This is a genomic window from Paraburkholderia sp. MM5384-R2, from assembly GCF_014201025.1.
GTDB lineage: Bacteria > Pseudomonadota > Gammaproteobacteria > Burkholderiales > Burkholderiaceae > Paraburkholderia > Paraburkholderia tuberum.
The window spans coordinates 30,436-50,023 of record NZ_JACHDI010000018.1; the positions used below are offsets into that span (position 1 = coordinate 30,436).

At 65.2% G+C, this 19,588-nt stretch carries 14 protein-coding genes; 10 read left to right on the forward strand and 4 right to left on the reverse strand.

Annotated elements, in window-relative coordinates; genetic code table 11:
- Positions 1–125 precede the first annotated feature (125 nt).
- From pilM to HDG37_RS25320, 7 genes are all read left to right on the forward strand, one after another.
- Entirely contained in the window at positions 126–1,115 is a 990-nt protein-coding gene (gene pilM / locus HDG37_RS25290) for a pilus assembly protein PilM (RefSeq protein ID WP_184052245.1), read from the forward strand.
- Complete coding sequence (locus tag HDG37_RS25295; protein ID WP_184052247.1) at positions 1,112–1,798, forward strand: fimbrial assembly protein; 687 nt, start codon at positions 1,112–1,114, stop codon at positions 1,796–1,798. Before pilM ends, HDG37_RS25295 begins: the two co-directional genes overlap by 4 nt.
- Entirely contained in the window at positions 1,795–2,727 is a 933-nt protein-coding gene (locus HDG37_RS25300) for a hypothetical protein (protein WP_184052249.1), read from the forward strand. The genes HDG37_RS25295 and HDG37_RS25300 overlap by 4 nt, the downstream gene beginning before the upstream one ends.
- The gene (gene pilQ / locus HDG37_RS25305; protein WP_184052251.1) at positions 2,724–4,442 is read left to right on the forward strand and encodes a type IV pilus secretin PilQ; all 1,719 of its coding nucleotides are present in this window, start codon (positions 2,724–2,726) and stop codon (positions 4,440–4,442) included. The genes HDG37_RS25300 and pilQ overlap by 4 nt, the downstream gene beginning before the upstream one ends.
- A 114-nt stretch (positions 4,443–4,556) precedes the next feature.
- Positions 4,557–5,108 (forward strand): shikimate kinase, encoded by a 552-nt coding sequence (locus HDG37_RS25310; RefSeq protein WP_090802131.1) that lies wholly within the window; start codon positions 4,557–4,559, stop codon positions 5,106–5,108.
- Complete coding sequence (aroB, locus tag HDG37_RS25315) at positions 5,108–6,193, forward strand: 3-dehydroquinate synthase (protein ID WP_184052253.1); 1,086 nt, start codon at positions 5,108–5,110, stop codon at positions 6,191–6,193. Before HDG37_RS25310 ends, aroB begins: the two co-directional genes overlap by 1 nt.
- Before the next feature lie 144 nt (positions 6,194–6,337).
- Positions 6,338–7,540 (forward strand): deoxyguanosinetriphosphate triphosphohydrolase, encoded by a 1,203-nt coding sequence (locus tag HDG37_RS25320; RefSeq protein ID WP_311541596.1) that lies wholly within the window; start codon positions 6,338–6,340, stop codon positions 7,538–7,540.
- A 103-nt stretch (positions 7,541–7,643) separates the two neighbouring features.
- Here the strand turns inward: HDG37_RS25320 and HDG37_RS25325 are convergent, their stop codons facing one another.
- Together HDG37_RS25325 and HDG37_RS25330 are read right to left on the reverse strand one after the other, a co-directional pair.
- Positions 7,644–8,024: a YqjD family protein gene (locus HDG37_RS25325; protein ID WP_013090729.1), complete on the reverse strand. Its 381-nt coding sequence runs from the start codon at positions 8,022–8,024 to the stop codon at positions 7,644–7,646.
- 367 nt (positions 8,025–8,391) lie between these two features.
- Positions 8,392–9,117: an OmpW family protein gene (locus HDG37_RS25330; protein WP_184052257.1), complete on the reverse strand. Its 726-nt coding sequence runs from the start codon at positions 9,115–9,117 to the stop codon at positions 8,392–8,394.
- A 187-nt stretch (positions 9,118–9,304) separates the two neighbouring features.
- Here HDG37_RS25330 and HDG37_RS25335 point away from each other — a divergent pair, with 187 nt between their 5' ends.
- The 3 genes from HDG37_RS25335 to HDG37_RS25345 all read left to right on the forward strand — a co-directional run bounded on the left by HDG37_RS25335 (position 9,305) and on the right by HDG37_RS25345 (position 16,641).
- Entirely contained in the window at positions 9,305–10,012 is a 708-nt protein-coding gene (locus HDG37_RS25335; RefSeq protein WP_013090727.1) for a transposase, read from the forward strand.
- Between the two features lie 351 nt (positions 10,013–10,363).
- Positions 10,364–15,067 (forward strand): glutamate synthase-related protein, encoded by a 4,704-nt coding sequence (locus HDG37_RS25340; RefSeq protein WP_184052259.1) that lies wholly within the window; start codon positions 10,364–10,366, stop codon positions 15,065–15,067.
- A gap of 104 nt (positions 15,068–15,171) precedes the next feature.
- Positions 15,172–16,641, forward strand: a complete 1,470-nt coding sequence (locus HDG37_RS25345) for a glutamate synthase subunit beta (protein WP_184052261.1) — start codon at positions 15,172–15,174, stop codon at positions 16,639–16,641.
- Between the two features lie 197 nt (positions 16,642–16,838).
- Here the strand turns inward: HDG37_RS25345 and HDG37_RS25350 are convergent, their stop codons facing one another.
- Together HDG37_RS25350 and HDG37_RS25355 are read right to left on the reverse strand one after the other, a co-directional pair.
- The gene (locus HDG37_RS25350) at positions 16,839–18,104 is read right to left on the reverse strand and encodes a D-amino acid dehydrogenase (RefSeq protein WP_184052263.1); all 1,266 of its coding nucleotides are present in this window, start codon (positions 18,102–18,104) and stop codon (positions 16,839–16,841) included.
- Between the two features lie 27 nt (positions 18,105–18,131).
- Positions 18,132–19,391, reverse strand: a complete 1,260-nt coding sequence (locus HDG37_RS25355) for an MFS transporter (RefSeq protein WP_184052265.1) — start codon at positions 19,389–19,391, stop codon at positions 18,132–18,134.
- Between the last annotated feature and the right edge of the window lie 197 nt (positions 19,392–19,588).

Genomic DNA, 19,588 nt, shown 5'->3' on the forward strand with positions numbered 1-19,588 from the left:
CTCGGGGCGGCTTCGCATCCGCGTTAGCCATTCGGCTGAATGTCGTTAGGACGTGCGTCTGCCGACAATGATCGCTCGTTACTCGCGTTCGAATGGTTCGTCGCGTGAGTCAGAGGGAGGGCGGTATGGCCTATAAAAATTCGTGGCTTCAGGCGGTGCGGGAGGGCCGGCAGCGTTTCGCCGCCGGCATCGATGTCGGTTCGCAAAACGTGCGTCTCGTCGTGGTGAGTCAACGCGCCCGGGGCGCGCTGCATCTCGAACATATGAGCACGGTGCCGCTCGCGGCCGGCACCATGGCGGGCGCCGAGATCGTCGATCGGCAGGCCGTCGCGCGGGCGTTGCGCGATGCGTTCGCCGGTTTGCCGCGCGTGTGCGCGACGCACGCGCTGCGCTGCGCGATGGCCGTGCCTTCGTCGGCCACGCTGACGACGACAGTGCCGCTCGCGCGGCTCGCCGCTCAGAGCGACTGCGAGGCGGAGGACGGCGGCGTTGCGCTCGCCGGACTTGCGCCCGCGGTGATGGGAGAGGCGGAGCGCATCGCCGGCCTCGAGCGTCATGCGCTCGCGGTCGACTGGTACGTCGACGAGACGCCGTCGCCGGTGCGCTCGGTGAAGATCGCCGCGACCGCGCGTCAGCATCTCGAAGCGCGGATCGAATGCGCCGCGACCGCAGGGATTTCGCTGTCCGCGATCGATGGCGAACCGCACGCGGCATTGCGCGCGCTGCGCCACGCGGCCAGTCGCGAGCTCGACCCGAACGAGCCGTACGCGGCGGTGTGGGTCGGTACGGACGGCGTGTACGGCTGGAGCGTCGTCGATGGCGCGAGCGTCGGCGAGATGCGCTACCCGGCGCCCGAGCATGCCGATCTCGCCGACGCGTTGCGCGATCTCACGCACGGGCCGGAGTTCGACTGCGCGCTGATCGGCGGCGAAATCGATCTGCTCGACGGCGTAGGCTTTTCACTCGCCGATATTGGCGACGTGCTCGGCTGCTCGGCGCTGCCGTTCGAATGCGCGCTGCTCGGCAGCCACGCGCGGCCGCTCGACGACGCCTTGCTGCACGAGCCGGCTGGCGCGGTCGCGTTTGGGCTCGCGTTGCGCGGGGTGCTGGAATGAAGACCGTTCTGTCGTTTTCGTCTGGCGTCGCCGCGCGTGCCGATCAGCGCGCCGCTGTACCGTGGCTGGGCGGCTTCAATCTGCTGCCGTATCGCCAACGCAACGCGCGACTCGCGCGGCGCCGCTGTATGCGCGACTGGGCTGTGGCTGCTTGTGTCGGTGCCGCGGGTGTGTCGCTCGTCGCCGGTTGGCAGAGCTTCGCCGCAGCGCGGCTCGATGCGCGGCGCGCGGCGGCCGGACAGGCGCTGACTCCGCTCGCCGTGCCGCTCGCGGAGCACGCGAAGCTGTCGCGGGCCGAACAGGATGAGCGCGAAGCCGCGGCGCGCGCCGCGAGTCTCGCGAGGCCGCTCGCACATCTGCGCGATCTGCTCGACGCGCTGAGCTTCGAACCCGGCGATCGCGTCGTGTTGCGGCAGCTGCGCCAGCGCGAGTACGAGACTGAATTGCTGGCGACTTCGAGTGACCATATCGCGTCGGCTGAGTGGCTCAAGCGGCTCGGCGCGATCCACGGCGTGCAGGGCGCGGAGATGCGCGATCTGCATCGGCCGACGGGGAAGGGCGGCGCGTCGACGGAACAGGTGATAGGCGGACCCGTGGAGTTCGATGCGCGCCTGAGCTGGGGCGATCCGCCGCACAAAGCGACGCGCGCCCTGCAGGCCGCACCAACGGGAGGTGCGCGATGAGCACGACCTTTTTCGAGGCGGGTGGTGCGGCGCATGGGTCCGCGGGTTTTTCGCGCTGGGTCAAGCGGGCGCGTATGCCGCTCGAGGCGTGGAGCCGGCGCCGTCGCCGGCTCGTCGCGGCGACGCTTGCAGTGCTCGTGTTCGGCGTCGGCGCGTACGGCTGGAACGCGGCTGATCTCGCCGGACTGGAAGCGAGCCGCGCGGCGCTCGCGGTCAGCACGCAGCGTCTCGCGGACGCGCGGCACACGCTCGCACAGCTGTCGTCGCTGCGCCGTGCAGCCGCGGCGATGCCGGCCACGGCGTCGAGCGCCGTGTCGTGGAACTCCGCCGACGACGTGCGCATCGTCTCCGAGCTGGCCACGCAAAGCGGCGTCGCGCTGCTTGCGGTGGAACCGGGCGCGGCGAGCGGCGAGGGCGTCGAGCGGATGCGCGTGCTGCAGCTCACCGCGCGCACCGACTTCGTTCACCTGATGGCGTTTTTCCACGGGCTCGCGCAACTGCCGGTGCTGATCGTTCCCGTCGACGTGACCGTCAAGCAGGACGGCAAAGGGCTCGCGGTGGCCGCGACGCTGCAGGTGTACGCCGCGCTGCGGCCGGTGCCCGACACCCCGATTGCGAGCGCCGAGGCGAGCCCTGACGCCGACGAGGCTGTCGACGATGACGACGAAGGCCTCGTGTTCTTCGATCCGTTTGCGAAGTCGCAGATCTCCGCGAGCGGCGAGCTGGGCGATGCTTCTGAGTTGCGCCTTGTCGGTTTGCTGCGCGATCGTACCCGCGGGCTCGCGCTGCTCGACACGCCAGACGGCACGACGACGGTCGCGGCCGGGCAACGACTGGGCGTCGAGCGGGTCACACAGCTCGACGCGCTTGGCATTACGCTCGCGAACGGCGGCGCGACGCGCACGCTGACGCTGACGGAGGCGTCATGATGCGCCCGCTCAAGCGATGGAGCGTGGCGACGCCGGGTGTCGGACGCGAGGTCCGCGTCGTCTCCGGACGGTGTTTCGGGCTCTACGTCGCCGCGACGCTGGGTGCCGGCGTCGCACAGGCAGCGACGCCACTGCTGCTGCCGCCGTTGCCGACTTACGCAGCGCTCGACGACCCGGCCGTATCGGCCAACACCGCCTACGAGACGGCGCCGCTGCCGAGCGGCGGCATCGGCCAGGCGGCCAATCCGTTCGGCGACGTTTCCACGCCAGGCGCGGCCCGGGAGCCGGACACGCTCCAGCCGGCCGCGCGTTCCGCGATAGCGCCCGACGCCTCCCCGGACGACGTCGCCAACGGCCCGATGCCGCCGCCTTCGCCAAACCAGCCCGCCACCCCGGCTCGCGACGACAGTGCCGGCACGCCCAGTCTCGAAGGGCCGCCGGTCCCGCTGCCGCCGCGGCCGCGCCTCGCCGACGCATCGGCGAGTACGGACTCGGGCCTTCCCGCGGGCAACGAGCCGATCTCGCTGAACTTTCAGCGTGCGCAACTTGGCGCGGTCCTGAAAGCGTTCGCCGAGTTCACCGGCCTGAACATCGTCGCCAGCGACAAAGTGCGCGGCGCCGTGTCGATACGCCTCGACAAGGTGCCGTGGCGCACCGCGTTCGACACCTTGCTCGACGTCAACAATCTGGCGATGGAGCGCCACGGCAACGTAATCTGGGTCGCGCCTGCCGCCGAACTCGCCGCGCGCGAACGTCAGCGCTTCGAAGCCCACGCGCGCGCCGCGGACCTCGAGCCGCTCGCGAGCCGCACCTTCGAGCTGCACTACGCGCACGCCGAGGACGTGCGTCGCCTGCTGACCGGTTCCGGCACGCAGCGCGTGCTGTCCAAACGTGGCGCCGTCACCGCTGATCCGCGCACCAACCTGCTGTTCGTCACCGATCTCGCGGGGCGACTCGAGCAGATCGCGGCGCTGATCGCTTCCGTCGACCGGCCGACTCGCCAGGTGCTGATCGAGGCTCAGATCGTCGAAGGCGAGCAGGGCTTTTCGCGCAATCTCGGGGTGCGGCTGTCGCTCGCCGGCACCAGCGCGGACGGTACGTCGAGAGGGCTGACGGGTGGGACGGACGGCTCCGTGTACGATCTGTCGGCCCGACCGATCTCCGGATTCGATGCCGCGACCGCCGGCCTCACGCTGTTCGCGGCTCACGCGACCCGGCTGCTGAATATCGAACTCTCGGCGCTCGAGTCCGAAGGGCATGGGAAAATCGTGTCGAGCCCACGGGTCGTCACCGCGGACCGGATGAAGGCGATCGTCGAGCAGGGCACCGAGTTGCCGTATCAGGCGAAGGTCGGCCAGGGCGTATCGGGCGTGCAGTTTCGTCGGGCGACGCTCAAACTGGAGGTCGAGCCGCAGATCATGCCGGATGGCCGCGTGGTGCTCGATCTCGACGTCGCGAAGGACAGCGTCGGCGAGCAGACCGACGCCGGGCCCGCGATCAACACCAAGCACGTGCAAACGCGCGTCGAGGTCGAGGATGGCGGTACGGTGTCGATCGGCGGAATTTACGAGACCGACGACCGTGACGACGTCGAGCGGGTGCCCCTCCTCGGCAAAATACCGGTTCTGGGCGCATTGTTCCGCCATCGGACTCATCGCGACACGCGTAGCGAACTGGCGGTTTTCATCACGCCGCGCGTGGTGCGGGAAAATTAGGGCATATAGGGCACGCATGCACCGCCGTCCGCCGGCGGCGCGCAGGCTCGACAAGGCAGCCGCTTTGCCAGTAAGCTGCGGCACGAACTACACCGGATTAGCCAGAGGACACCGTTGCAAGCGCGGGACGCACACGCCAATGTTTTTTTCGTAGGGCTCATGGGGGCAGGAAAAACCACTGTGGGTCGGGCGGTTGCGCGCCGTCTCGAGCGCCCGTTCTTCGATTCCGACCATGAAATCGAGGCGCGCACGGGCGCGCGCATTCCCGTGATCTTCGAGCTCGAGGGCGAAGCGGGCTTTCGCGATCGCGAAGCGAGCGTGATCTCCGAGCTGACCGGGCGCGACAATATCGTGCTCGCGACCGGCGGCGGTGCAGTCCTGCGGCCGGAAAACCGCGAAGCGTTGAAAAGCCGTGGCCTCGTGATCTATCTGCGCGCCAATCCGCATGACCTGTGGCTGCGCACGCGGCGCGACAAGAATCGCCCGCTGCTGCAAACGGAAGACCCCAAGGCGCGCCTCGAAGCGCTCTATGAAGTGCGCGACCCGCTGTACCGCGAATGTGCGCACTTCGTGATCGAAACCGGCCGGCCCTCGGTCAACGGACTCGTCAACATGGTTCTGATGCAGCTCGAGATGGCCGGCGTCGCCAAACATCCTGCTTCATAATGGACCGTATGATTACCGTCAACGTCGAACTGGGCGAGCGCGCCTACCCCATCCATATCGGTGCCGGCCTGATCGGCCAGACCGCGCTGTTCGCGCCGCATATCGCCGGCAACTCGGTCACGATCGTCACCAATAGCACCGTCGATCCGCTCTACGGCGACAAGCTGCGCGCAGCGCTTGCGCCGCTGAACAAGCAGGTGTCCACGGTGGTTTTGCCGGACGGCGAAGCACACAAGAATCTGCAGACGCTGAACCTGATCTTCGACGCGCTGCTCGGCTCGCGCGCCGACCGCAAGACCACGCTGATCGCGCTCGGTGGCGGTGTGATCGGCGACATGACCGGGTTTGCCGCCGCCTGCTACATGCGCGGCGTGCCGTTCATCCAGGTGCCGACCACGTTGCTGTCGCAGGTGGATTCGTCGGTCGGCGGCAAGACCGGCATCAATCATCCGCTGGGCAAGAATATGATCGGCGCGTTCTACCAGCCTCGGGCGGTGATCGCTGACATCGGCGCATTGCGTACGTTGCCCGAACGCGAACTCGCGGCGGGCATCGCCGAGGTCATCAAGACCGGCGCAATCGCCGACGCCGGATTCTTCACCTGGATCGAGGCCAATATCGAGGCTTTGAACCGCTGCGAACCGGAGGCGTTGATCGAGGCAGTCAAACGCTCGTGCGAGATCAAGGCGTCGGTGGTGGCGCAGGACGAGCGCGAAGGTGGTTTGCGCGCGATCCTCAACTTCGGTCACACGTTCGGCCACGCGATCGAAGCCGGACTCGGCTATGGCGAGTGGCTGCACGGCGAGGCGGTCGGCTGCGGAATGGTGATGGCGGCGGATCTGTCCGTGAGGCTCGGCCATCTCGATGAAGCGTCGCGCAAGCGGCTCGTCGACGTCGTGCTTGCCGCGCATCTGCCCACTCGTGCTCCCGCGCTTGGCGCGGATCGTTACATCGAGCTGATGCAGATCGACAAGAAGGCGGAAGCCGGCGCGATCAAGTTCATTCTGCTGAAGCGTTTCGGTGAGACACTGATCACCCGCGCGCCCGACGCCGACGTGCATGCGACGCTGGCCGCCGCCGTCTAGATTCAACACGGCCCTGCAGCCACGCTTCACGCACCCGCCTCACGAGGCGCCGCCCATGTTTCGGAGGACCCGGTGACTGACAGGCGCAGCGACGATATCCAGCATGACACGACGAGCGCGCGCGCAGGCGTCGGGAACGGCGTCATCGCCGCCACGGTCAGCACCGCGGATGCCGCTGCCGCGGTTGCCACACCCGCCGTCCCCGCGCCGACCCAGCAGGCGCTCGAAGCGCATCTCGCGCCGTACGCGGCGCATTCGAGCCAGTCGCGTGGGCGTCGCTATGCGGAAACCGCGCCGAGCGCGCGTACTGAGTTTCAGCGCGACCGCGACCGCATCGTCCACTCGACCGCGTTCCGGCGGCTCGAATACAAGACTCAGGTATTCGTCAACCACGAGGGCGACCTGTTTCGCACGCGCCTCACCCATAGCCTCGAAGTTGCGCAGATCGCGCGCTCGGTTGCGCGCAATCTGCGCGTCAATGAAGATCTCGTCGAAGCGATTTCGCTCGCGCACGATCTCGGCCATACGCCGTTCGGCCATGCCGGCCAGGATGCGTTGAACGAATGCATGCGCGAACATGGCGGCTTCGAGCACAACCTGCAGAGCCTCACGGTCGTCGACGAACTTGAAGAGCACTACGGAGCGTTCAACGGGTTGAACCTGTGCTTCGAGACGCGCGAGGGCATTCTCAAGCATTGCTCACGCGACAACGCGCGCCGGCTCGGGACATTGGGCGAGCGCTTTCTCGAAGGGCGGCAACCGTCGCTCGAAGCGCAGATCGCCAACGTCGCCGACGAAATCGCGTACAACAATCACGACGTCGACGACGGTCTGCGCTCCGGTCTGCTGTCGCTCGAGCAGCTCGCCGAAGTGGAACTCTGGCAGACGCACTGCGAGGCGGCGCGCGGCGACTATCCGCAGATCGAGGGGCGTCGGCTGATTCACGAGACGGTGCGGCGCGTGATCAATACGCTGATCGTCGATCTGATCGAAACGACGCGGGCCAATCTCGCGCGCTACGCGCCGGCGTCACTCGACGACGTGCGCGCGGCGCCCCCGCTCGTCGCGCACAGTGATGCGATCGCCGCGCAGGCCGCGGCGCTCAAGCGCTTCCTGTTCAGAAACATGTACCGTCACTATCGCGTGATGCGCATGGCCAACAAGGCACGCCGCGTCGTGGTCGGCCTGTTCGACGCGTTCACCGACGACCCGCGGCTGCTGCCGCCGGACTATCAGTCGGCCGATGCGACGCGTCAGCCGCGTTTGATCGCGCATTACATCGCGGGGATGACCGATCGTTACGCGCTGAAGGAGTATCGGCGGCTGTTCGTGATCGACGATAACTAGCCGCTGGCGGCTGGGCGCGGCAAGGGCTGTAACGCTCAGCGTTGCCGCATCGAAGCGGCCGTCGCGCCCCCTTGCCGGCACCGTCAAACCGCGCAAGCCAGCGTCATCGCGAACGGGACGCGAACAGCGCCCCCGCCACCAGCGCAAGCCCGCCGACGATCGCAATCGTCTGCCACGGATTTTCATGCACGTAGTGATCGGCGTCCGAGATCGCGACGCCCGCACGATCGCGCATCGCGTCGCGCGTGTCGTTCAGCCGCTCGCGCGCGGCGTCCAACTGTTTGCGCAGCCTGCCGCGCAGGGCCACGGCGTCGGCCTGCGTGCCGTCGGCCAAGGTCGATTCGAGTTCCGACAGCAGGGTGCGCAACTCGACCGCGATATCTTCGGCCGCGTGGCGGCTGTGGCGAGCGATGCGCCGCGCGCGGCGACTCGCGCTGGTCCAGGATTCGCCGAGGGCGTCTCGCGTATTTGGAAGTGCTGTCATGGTCGCTCCGTCGATGAGTTGAAAGGCCCCGCGCATCGTCGCGCGGACACGCAATGCGCAGACGCAGTATCACGTCGTCGCATAGGAAACGCCATCTAAACGCAACTTCGATGCCAAGCGTTGCATCGCCGGCACCGCTGCACGCGTGCGGCTCGCGACAGGATGGGGTGTGCCCGTATCGTCGCCGGATTTTGCACTTGGACGCGCCGAATTCGCGTCAAATTTACAAACGCTGATGCCGGATGACGCTGCCATCCCGATGCAACTGAGACGCCAAATGCAAACGCCGTGATCGGTTCGATGACGGCGTTCCCCAGGTCGCGAAAATTCGACTACCCTAATTCAAGCTACCCGCTCTAGCGAAGCGTTAGAAACGGTAACCGACGTTGACGTAAGTGACGATCGGGTTCAGCTTGATCTTGGTTTGCGATTGCACGGTCAGCGTGCCGACCGGCGTGGCCGATGCCGAAGTGAGCTTTGCGGTCGTGCTGAGCGGCAGGTACGAGATCGACACGCCGGCGAACCAATGCTGATTGAAGGCGTACGTGAAGCCCGCATTAAACACAGGTTCCCACGAACTATCCGTCGACACACTGGTCGGACCATGCAGAACGTTGGCTTCGAATGCGCTGTTGGAAATGTGTTCGTCGGTGAACCAGACGCGGCTCACACCGAGACCGAGATACGGGCGGAACGAAGCGGTCGGCGCGTTGAAGTAGTACTTGAACAGCAGCGTCGGGCTCCACTGTTTGGCCTGCCCGAGCTTGCCGAACTGCGCGAAGCTGCCCGTGCCGTACAGATCGAAAGTAGGGGGGACGCCAATGACGAATTCGGTTGCGATATGGTCGGTGACGAAGTAGCCGGCGGTGAAACCGATGGTATCGGCCGAACTCAGCGAGGCGCCGGTGTTGGCTTCGGTGATGTTGGTTGGGCTACCGCCAATGCTGGTCACGGTCAGTGGGTCGCTGCTCGATTGGGGCGCCAGATGGAACCAGCCCGTCGAGAAGACAATGGTGCCGGCCGATTGTGCGTGCGCTGCCGTGCTCATGCAGGCTAGCACTGCCATCCCCGTTACGGCCTGTTTTAATTTCATATGTGCTCCTCCAAAAAAGGCCCGCTCATTATGACTACAACGTTTGAAACAAACCATACGCGGCGGGTAGAGTTTTCTCCCTAAGCACCGCGTGGTTTCTGGCTTGGCCGCATGGCGCCGAACCTTGCGCCCATGCGGCTCTTCGGACCTTCGGGTATATACCAACGCGACTATTGGACACTCCAGCATGGCACGGCTTGCACGTCTTTATGTCCCCGACCAGCCGCAGCACGTCATCCTCCGCGGGCTCGACCAGCAGCCCGCCTTCGTCGACGACCAGGACTACGAGCTTTTCATTGACTGTCTGAAGGCGGCCTCCCGGGACCATCACCTCTCCATCCACGCTTACGCCTTGATGCCGGGCGCCGTGCAACTGCTCGTCACGCCCACCGAGGAGTCGAGCCTGCCCAAGGCGATGCAGGCCGTCGGGCGGCGCTACGTCGCGCATTTCAACCGGCGCTATGCGCGTCGCGGCACCTTGTGGGAAGGCCGTTACCGGGCCACCGTGATCGAGGGTGAGCGCTACTTCCTGCTTGCGAGCCGGGTCGTGGAAATGTGTCCGGTGCGCTTGCAGCTGGTCAACGCGGCCGAGGATTATCGCTGGTCGAGCTATCGTCATCACATCGGCCTCACGCTCGACAGTCTGATCACGGATCACCCCCTTTACTGGTCGCTCGGCAATACGCCGTTCGAGCGACAGCGTGCTTATCGCGAACTCTGCGAGCAGCCGCTCGACGAGCGCGAGGCAAGTCAGCTCCAGCAAGCCACGTTGAAGGGCTGGGTGCTCGGCAGCGACACGTACCGCGAATGGGCGGCGCGCGCGGCCAACCGACGTGTGTCACCCCTACCGCGTGGCCGGCCACGCAAGGTGCGCGAGACGCCGCATACGCAGTGAGGCGGCGGCAGGGCGATGCCCCGGCGGCGCCGATAGAGCCGCTTTAAATCCGATTAAAGCGTTTTGCATCAAGGGACTGCATGAAGGCGGCATGTCGTATGCCGTTTTCTTTTGCCCCAAATTGATATGGCACCAATAAAAAATAATCGCAATGCACCAATTTGATAATCGGGGGCTGATCACTAGGTTTTATTTGCTATTTCGTTGATTCGTCGCGTATATTCCGATTTCCGACGCTTTTCGTCCCGCGCAGTGTTGCTGCGAGAAGAGCGCCGTCGCGCTCGCGAAGCGCACTGCGGCAAAAAACAATGGTTTAACGGCCTGTCCGGCCTCCTCACAGACGGTGTCCCCATGAACGACCACCAGCAACCGATTCACCCGGTTCCCGCCGCCCAAGGTCTGTACGACCCGCAAAACGAGCATGACGCCTGCGGCGTCGGCTTCGTCGCTCATATCAAGGGCCACAAGAGTCACGAAATCGTCCAGCAGGGCCTGAAGATTCTCGAGAACCTCGATCACCGGGGCGCCGTCGGCGCCGATCCGCTGATGGGCGACGGCGCGGGCATCCTGATCCAGATTCCGGACGGCTTCTATCGCGAAGAGATGGCCCGGCAGGGCGTGACGCTGCCACCGGCTGGCGAATACGGCGTCGGCATGATTTTCCTGCCGAAGGAGCACGCGTCGCGCATCGCCTGCGAACAGGAGCTCGAGCGCACGGTGAAGGCCGAGGGTCAGGTCGTGCTCGGCTGGCGCGACGTGCCGGTCGACCACGCCATGCCGATCTCGCCGACCGTGAAGGCGAGCGAGCCGCTGATCCGCCAGATCTTTATCGGCCGCGGCAAGGACATCATGGTGACCGACGCGCTCGAGCGGAAGCTGTACATCATCCGCAAGACCGCGAGCCATCGCATCCAGGCGCTGAAGCTCAAGCACGGCAAGGAATACTTCGTGCCGTCGATGTCGGCGCGCACGGTCGTCTACAAGGGTCTGCTGCTGGCGGGCCAGGTCGGCGTGTACTACCGCGACCTGCAGGACGACCGCACCATCTCGGCGCTCGCACTCGTGCACCAGCGCTTCTCGACCAACACGTTCCCGGCGTGGGAACTGGCTCACCCGTACCGCATGATCGCCCACAACGGCGAAATCAACACGGTGAAGGGCAACGTCAACTGGCTGAACGCGCGTACCGGCGCGATCGCCTCGCACGTACTCGGCGACGATCTGCCGAAGCTGTGGCCGCTGATCTATCCGGGCCAATCGGATACGGCATCGTTCGACAACTGTCTCGAACTGCTGGTGATGGCCGGCTACCCGCTCGTCCACGCGATGATGATGATGATTCCGGAAGCCTGGGAACAGCACACGCTGATGGACGAAAATCGCCGCGCGTTCTACGAATACCACGCCGCCATGATGGAGCCGTGGGACGGCCCCGCCGCCATCGCGTTCACCGACGGCCGCCAGATCGGCGCGACGCTCGACCGTAACGGTCTGCGCCCGGCGCGCTACATCGTCACCGACGACGACCTCGTCATCATGGCGTCGGAAGCCGGCACGTTGCCTATTTCCGAGTCGAAGATCGTCAAGAAGTGGCGTCTGCAGCCGGGCAAGATGTTCCTGATCGACATGGAGCACGGCCGCATCATCGACGACAAGGAACTGAAGGACAACCTCGCGAACGCCAAGCCGTACAAGAGCTGGATCGACGCCGTGCGCATCAAGCTCGACGAGATCGAGGCGAAGGCCGAAGACGTCGTGACGGAACGCCGCGAAGCTGCTGCGCTGCTGGATCGCCAGCAGGCGTTCGGCTACACCCAGGAAGACCTGAAGTTCCTGATGGCGCCGATGGCGCAAGCGGGCGAGGAAGCCGTCGGCTCGATGGGCAACGACTCGCCGCTCGCGGTCATGTCCAACAAGAACAAGACGCTCTATCACTACTTCAAGCAGCTGTTCGCGCAGGTCACGAACCCGCCGATCGATCCGATCCGTGAAAACATGGTGATGTCGCTCGTGTCGTTCATCGGCCCGAAGCCGAACCTGCTCGACACGAACAACATCAACCCGCCGATGCGTCTCGAAGTGTCGCAGCCGGTGCTCGACTTCAAGGACATCGCGAAGATCCGCGCGATCGATCAGTACACGGGCGGCAAGTTCAGCTCATACGAACTGAACATCTGCTATCCGGTCGCCTGGGGCAAGGAAGGCATCGAGGCACGCCTTGCGTCGCTGTGCGCGGAAGCCGTCGATGCGGTCAAGTCCGGCTACAACATGCTGATCGTGTCGGACCGCAAGACCGACCGCGACAACGTCGCGATTCCGGCGCTGCTCGCTACGGCCGCGATCCACACGCACCTCGTGCAGCAGGGTCTGCGCACGAGCACGGGTCTCGTCGTCGAAACCGGTTCGGCGCGTGAAACGCACCACTTCGCGCTGCTCGCGGGCTATGGCGCGGAAGCCGTGCACCCGTACCTCGCGATGGAAACGCTGACCCAGCTCGCGGCCGGCCTGAAGGGCGACCTGTCGGCGGAGAAGGCGGTCTACAACTTCACGAAGGCAGTCGGCAAGGGCCTGCAGAAGGTCATGTCGAAGATGGGTATTTCGACCTACATGTCGTACACCGGCGCGCAGATTTTCGAAGCGGTCGGTCTCGCCGCGGATCTGGTGTCGAAGTACTTCCACGGCACGTCGTCGAAAGTCGGCGGCATTGGTCTGTTCGACGTCGCGGAAGAAGCGATCCGTTTGCATCGCGAAGCATTCGGCGACAACCCGGTCCTCGCGAACATGCTCGACGCGGGCGGCGAGTACGCGTACCGCGTGCGCGGCGAAGAACACATGTGGACGCCGGATGCGATCGCCAAGCTGCAGCACTCGGCGCGCAGCAACTCGTACCAGACGTACAAGGAATACGCGCATCTGATCAACGATCAGACCAAGCGCCACATGACCTTCCGCGGCCTGTTCGAGTTCAAGTTCGATCCGACCAAGGCGATCCCGCTCGACGAAGTCGAACCGGCGAAGGACATCGTCAAGCGTTTCGCGACCGGCGCAATGTCGATGGGCTCGATCAGCACCGAAGCGCACGCCACGCTCGCCGTCGCGATGAACCGCATCGGCGGCAAGTCGAACACCGGTGAAGGCGGTGAAGACGCGAACCGTTACCGCAACGAACTGCGCGGCATTCCGATCAGGAACGGCGACACAATGAAGTCCGTGATCGGCGACGAAGTGGTCGTGGACATTCCGTTGAAGGAAGGCGATTCGCTGCGCTCGCGCATCAAGCAGGTCGCGTCGGGCCGCTTCGGCGTGACGGCGGAGTACCTCGCGTCGGCCGACCAGATCCAGATCAAGATGGCGCAGGGCGCGAAGCCGGGCGAAGGCGGTCAGCTGCCGGGTCACAAGGTGTCGGACTACATCGGCAAGCTGCGGTACTCGGTGCCGGGCGTCGGCCTGATTTCGCCGCCGCCGCACCACGACATCTACTCGATCGAAGATCTGGCGCAGCTGATTCACGATCTGAAGAACGTGAACGCGTCGTCGAGCATCTCGGTGAAGCTCGTGTCGGAGTCGGGCGTCGGTACGGTTGCCGCGGGTGTCGCGAAGGCGAAGGCCGACCACGTCGTGATCGCCGGTCATGACGGCGGCACGGGTGCATCGCCGCTGTCGTCGATCAAGCATGCGGGCACGCCGTGGGAACTGGGTCTCGCCGAAACGCAGCAGACGCTGGTGCTGAACCAACTGCGCGGCCGTATCCGCGTGCAGGCCGACGGTCAGATGAAGACCGGCCGCGACGTCGTGATCGGCGCGCTGCTCGGCGCTGACGAGTTCGGCTTCGCGACGGCGCCGCTCGTCGTCGAAGGCTGCATCATGATGCGCAAGTGCCATCTGAACACGTGCCCGGTCGGAGTCGCGACGCAAGATCCGGTGCTGCGCGCGAAGTTCCAGGGCCAGCCGGAACACGTCGTGAACTTCTTCTTCTTCATTGCGGAAGAGGCGCGCGAAATCATGGCGCAACTCGGTATCCGCAAGTTCGACGACCTGATCGGTCGCGCGGAACTGCTCGACACGAAGAAGGGTATCGAGCACTGGAAGGCGAAGGGCCTCGACTTCTCGCGTGTGTTCTACCAGCCGCAAGTGCCGGCTGAAGTCGCGCGCAAGCACGTCGACGTGCAGGATCACGGCCTCGACCGCGCGCTCGACCACACGCTGATCGAGAAGGCGAAGGCCGCGATCGAGAAGGGCGAGCACGTGTCGTTCATCCAGCCGGTGCGCAACGTGAACCGCACGGTCGGCGCGATGCTGTCGGGCACGATCGCGAAGAAGTACGGCCACGAAGGACTCGCGGACGACGCGATCCACATCCAGTTGAAGGGCACCGCGGGTCAGAGCTTCGGCGCGTTCCTCGCGAAGGGCATCACGCTGGATCTGGTCGGCGACGGCAACGACTACGTGGGCAAGGGCCTGTCGGGCGGCCGCATCATCATCCGTCCGACCAACGATTTCCGCGGCAAGTCGGAAGAGAACATCATCTGCGGCAACACGGTGATGTACGGCGCGATCGAAGGCGAAGCCTTCTTCCGCGGCGTGGCCGGCGAGCGATTCTGCGTGCGTAACTCGGGCGCGACGGCGGTCGTCGAAGGCACGGGCGACCACGGTTGCGAATACATGACGGGCGGCACGGTCGTCGTGCTCGGCGAGACCGGCCGTAACTTCGCGGCCGGTATGTCGGGCGGCATCGCGTACGTGTTCGATCCGGAGGGCATGTTCGCGAGCAAGTGCAACAAGTCGATGGTCGCGCTCGAACCGGTGCTGCAACAGGCCGAACAGGAGCGCACGGTCGATCAGGGCGTGTGGCATCGCGGCACGACCGACGAAGCGCTGCTCAAGGGGCTCATCGAGCGTCACTTCCAGTTCACGGGCTCTCCGCGCGCGAAGGCGCTGCTCGAAAACTGGGACGCGGCACGCCGTCAGTTCGTGAAGGTGTTCCCGACCGAATACAAGCGCGCGCTCGGCGAACTCGCCGCGAAGAAGGCGAACAGCGAAGTGCTCGCCGCCTGAGCTGCCTTCACGGAAGTCAACTTTAGACGTACCCGCCGCGTTCCGACCAATCGAAGCGCGGCGGGTCCAGATTACCCCTAGATACAGATAGAGAAGAGAACCACATGGGCAAGGCAACCGGTTTTCTCGAGTTCGAACGTCGCCACGAGACGTACGAGGCTCCGCTCACGCGTGTGAAGCACTACAAGGAATTCGTCGCGGCACTGACCGACGACGAAGCGAAGATTCAAGGCGCGCGTTGCATGGACTGCGGCATTCCGTTCTGCAACAACGGCTGCCCGGTCAACAACATCATCCCGGACTTCAACGACCTGGTGTTCCGTCAGGACTGGAAGAACGCGATCGAAGTGCTGCATTCGACCAACAACTTCCCCGAGTTCACGGGCCGCATCTGCCCGGCACCGTGCGAAGCGGCGTGCACGCTCGGCATCAACGACGACCCGGTCGGCATCAAGTCGATCGAGCACGCGATCATCGACAAAGCCTGGACCGAAGGCTGGGTCGCGCCGCAAACGCCGAAGCACAAGACCGGCAAGAAGGTCGCCGTGGTCGGCTCGGGCCCCGCGGGTCTCGCGGCCGCGCAGCAGCTCGCGCGCGCCGGTCATGACGTGACCGTGTTCGAGAAGAACGACCGGATCGGCGGCCTGCTGCGTTATGGCATCCCCGACTTCAAACTGGAGAAGTGGCAGATCGACCGCCGCATGCGCCAGATGGAAGGCGAAGGCGTGACGTTCCGCACCAACGTGTTCATCGGCAAGCCGGACTCGCTGCCGGCGCACATCGGCAACACGGCGAAGGAAACCATCACGCCGGCCGAACTGAACGAACAGTTCGACGCGGTCGTGATCGCCGGTGGTTCCGAAATGCCGCGCGATCTGCCGGTGCCGGGCCGCGAGCTCGAAGGCGTGTATTACGCGATGGAATTCCTGCCGCAGCAGAACAAGGTCAACGCCGGCGACAAAGTGCCGAACCAGCTCGTCGCGAAGGGCAAGCACGTCGTCGTGATCGGCGGCGGCGATACCGGTTCCGACTGTGTGGGCACGTCGAACCGTCACGGCGCGAAGAGCGTCACGCAGTTCGAACTGCTGCCGCAGCCGCCGGAAGAAGAGAACAAGCCGCTCGTATGGCCGTACTGGCCGATCAAGCTGCGCACGTCGTCGTCGCATGAGGAAGGCTGCGAGCGCGACTGGGCGGTCGCGACCAAGCGTCTCGAAGGCAAGAACGGCAAGGTCGAGAAGCTGATCGCCGCGCGCGTCGAATGGAAGGACGGCAAGATGGTCGAAGTGCCGAACTCCGAATTCGAAATGAAGGCCGACCTCGTGCTGCTCGCGATGGGCTTCACGCAGCCGGTGTCGCCGGTGCTCGAAGCGTTCGGCGTCGACAAGGATGCGCGCGGCAACGTGCGCGCCACGACCGAGGGCGACAAGGCGTACTACACGTCGGTGAACAAGGTGTTCACGGCAGGCGACATGCGCCGCGGCCAGTCGCTCGTGGTGTGGGCGATTCGCGAAGGCCGTCAGTGCGCACGTTCGGTCGATGCGTTCCTGATGGGGCATTCGGAACTGCCGCGTTAAGCGTCTTCAGCCGGTGTGCGTGCCTGGAGTTCCAGGCCGCGCGCGCCGGCCACGATTTGCAGGAAGACGTGGAGACGACAAGGCGCCCCATGAAGTGCGCCGGTAGCGGGAAAGCAATGCCGTAAAAAAGAAACCGGGCTCGCCTGAAAGGGGGAGCCCGGTTTTCTTTTATCTCGTCGCGGTGCGTTATGTCCGCCTCATTGGCGATAGCGCGCGAGCGTCAGACCGTCGAGATCGATCTCCGGATTGCGCTGCGCGATCAGATCCGCGACCACGCGCGCCGAGCCCATCGACATCGCCCAGCCCGTCGAGCCGTGCCCGAGGTTCAGCCATAAGTTGTCGATGTTGCACGGGCCGAGCAGCGGCGCGCCATCGGGCGTCATCGGCCGGCGGCCGACCCAGAAGTGCGCGGAAGTCGGATTGGCCGCGTGCGGAAACCAGTCGCGCAGCACCGTGAGCAGCGTTTGCAGCGCCTGCTCGCGCAACGTCGTCTGGCGATTGCCGAGCTCCGCCGTACCCGCAATGCGCAGGTTGTTGCCGAAGCGCGTGATCGCCGTCTTCAGCGATTCGTCCATCAGTGCCGCCCGTGGCGCTTTTTCCTCGTCGGTCACAGGCAGCGTGGCCGAATAGCCCTTCACCGGATAGAGCGGCACCTTCACGCCGAGCGGCGCGAGCAGCGCCGCGCTATCGACGCCGAGCGCGACGACCACCGCGTCGGCCGGCAGCGTCTGCGCGCCCCGCTCGCTTTGAATATGCACGCCGCGCGCCGTCGCTCCCTCGACATCGAGCGACGTGACGCGCGTGTCGAAGCGAAAGCTCACGCCATTGCGTTCACAGATCGCGCGCAGTTCGCGGGTGAAGCGCGCGCAGTCGCCGGCTTCGTCGTCGGGCAGATAGAGGCCCGAGAACGGCGCCTGACGCGCCCAGTGCAGACCCGGCTCGATCTCCGCGCACTGCGCGGCGCTGACTTCCCGATGCACGATGCCCGCATCGCGCAGCACCGCGAGCGCCGGCTGCGCGAGTTCGACGTCGTACTCGCTGCGAAACAGTTGCAGATAGCCCTGGCTGCGGCCGTAATCGAACGGATGACGGCCGCGAAATTCGTGCAGGCAAGCGCGGCTGTAGTACGCGATGCGCTGCATACGCTGCTTGTTCACGCGAAAGCGGTCGAGGTCGCACTCGCGCAGCCAGCGCGCGATCCAGTGCCATTGGGCCGGATCGAGCGTCGGCCGGAAGATCAGCGGCGAGGCCGGCTTGAACAGGTACTTGAGGATTTTCGCCGGCATGCCGGGCGCGGCCCATGGCGTCACGTAGCCCGGCGCGATCACGCCGGCGTTGCCGAAACTCGTGGACAGGGCGACGTCGGGTTCGCGCTCGATCACCGTCACGTCGCAGCCTTGCTGGCACAGATAAAAAGCAGTGGCGACGCCGATGACGCCGCCGCCGAGTACGATCGTTTTCATGATTGGGAACTGCGGTGTCAGACGATCTCAAGCGGCGGAGCCGGCCGCCCCTAGCACCTTGCCCTTCGTTTCCGGCAGGCACAACGCGGCGACGATCACGAGCAGATACCCCGCGCCCGCGACGATGCCCATCGCCTTCACGAGCGTCATCGTCTGCGCGAAGGTGCCGACGAGTATCGGAAAGAACGAGCCGAGCCCGCGCCCGAGGTTGTAGCAGAAGCCTTGTCCCGAGCCGCGGATTTCGTTCGGATACAGCTCCGACAGATACGCGCCGATGCCCGCGAAAATTCCCTGCACGACGATGCCGAGCGGAAAGCCGAGCGCGAGCATCATCGCGTCGGTGATCGGCAGCATCGTGTAGACCATGCCGAGCACGAACGAGCCGACCGCGAACAGCACGAACGACGCGCGCCGGCCGATCCTGTCGCACAGAATCGCGCCGACGATATAGCCGGCGAACGAACCGACGATCAGCACGATCAGATAGCCGCTCGTATTGAACACCGACAGATGGCGCTCCGTCTTCAGATAGGTGGGCAGCCACGTCGTGATCGCGTAGTAGCCGCCGAGCATGCCGGTGCACAGCGCGCTGCCGAGCACAGTTGTCTTCAGATGCTCGGCTGAGAAGATCTGCATGAAGTGCGACGTGTTGATGCCGCTTTCGCGCGCGCGACGCGTCGCTACAAAGATGTCGGGGTCGCTGACGTTGCGGCGGATATGGATGATCCATGCGACGGGCAGCAGGCCAACCCAGAAACACGCGCGCCACGCGTACTGCTCGGGCAGCAGCGCGAAAGCCGCCCAGTAGACGATCGCCGCGGCCGCCCAGCCGAACGACCAGCTGCTCTGCACGGTGCCGACCGCCTTGGCGCGATGCTGTGGCGAGCGGATCGTCTCGGCCATCATGATCGTCACGACCGACCACTCACCGCCGAAGCCGATGCCCTGCAACGTACGCGTGGCGAGCAACTGCCAGAGCGACTGCGTGAAGCCAGACAGGAACGTGAAGATCGCGAAGGTGGCGATCGTCCATTGCAATACACGGATGCGGCCGTGGCGATCGGCAAGAATGCCGGCGAGCCAGCCGCCGATCGCCGACGAAATCAGCGAGCTGGTGGCGACCATGCCTGCTTCGCTTTTGCTCATGCCCCACGTCGCGATCAGCGTCGGAATGAGGAACGAGTAGATCATGAAGTCGAACGCGTCGATCGCGTATCCGCCGAAACCGGCGAATAGCGTGCGACGCTCGCGCGGGGTCAGCTCGGTGAACCATTGGAGAGAAGACATGTTTTGTTGTGGTCTCCAGGTTTTCTTGTGCCTGCGGGGGCCGGATGGGAGGGTGTCCGTATTCTATGGGGATGCGGCGTCGTGAGGCCAGTTGGGGTCAAAAAGGGCGTGCGCGCGGTAACGGCCGATAAGGCACCGCAAGGGAACGGAAATCAGTGGACCAACCGTCCCTCTTTTTTCTTACTAACCCCTACGAT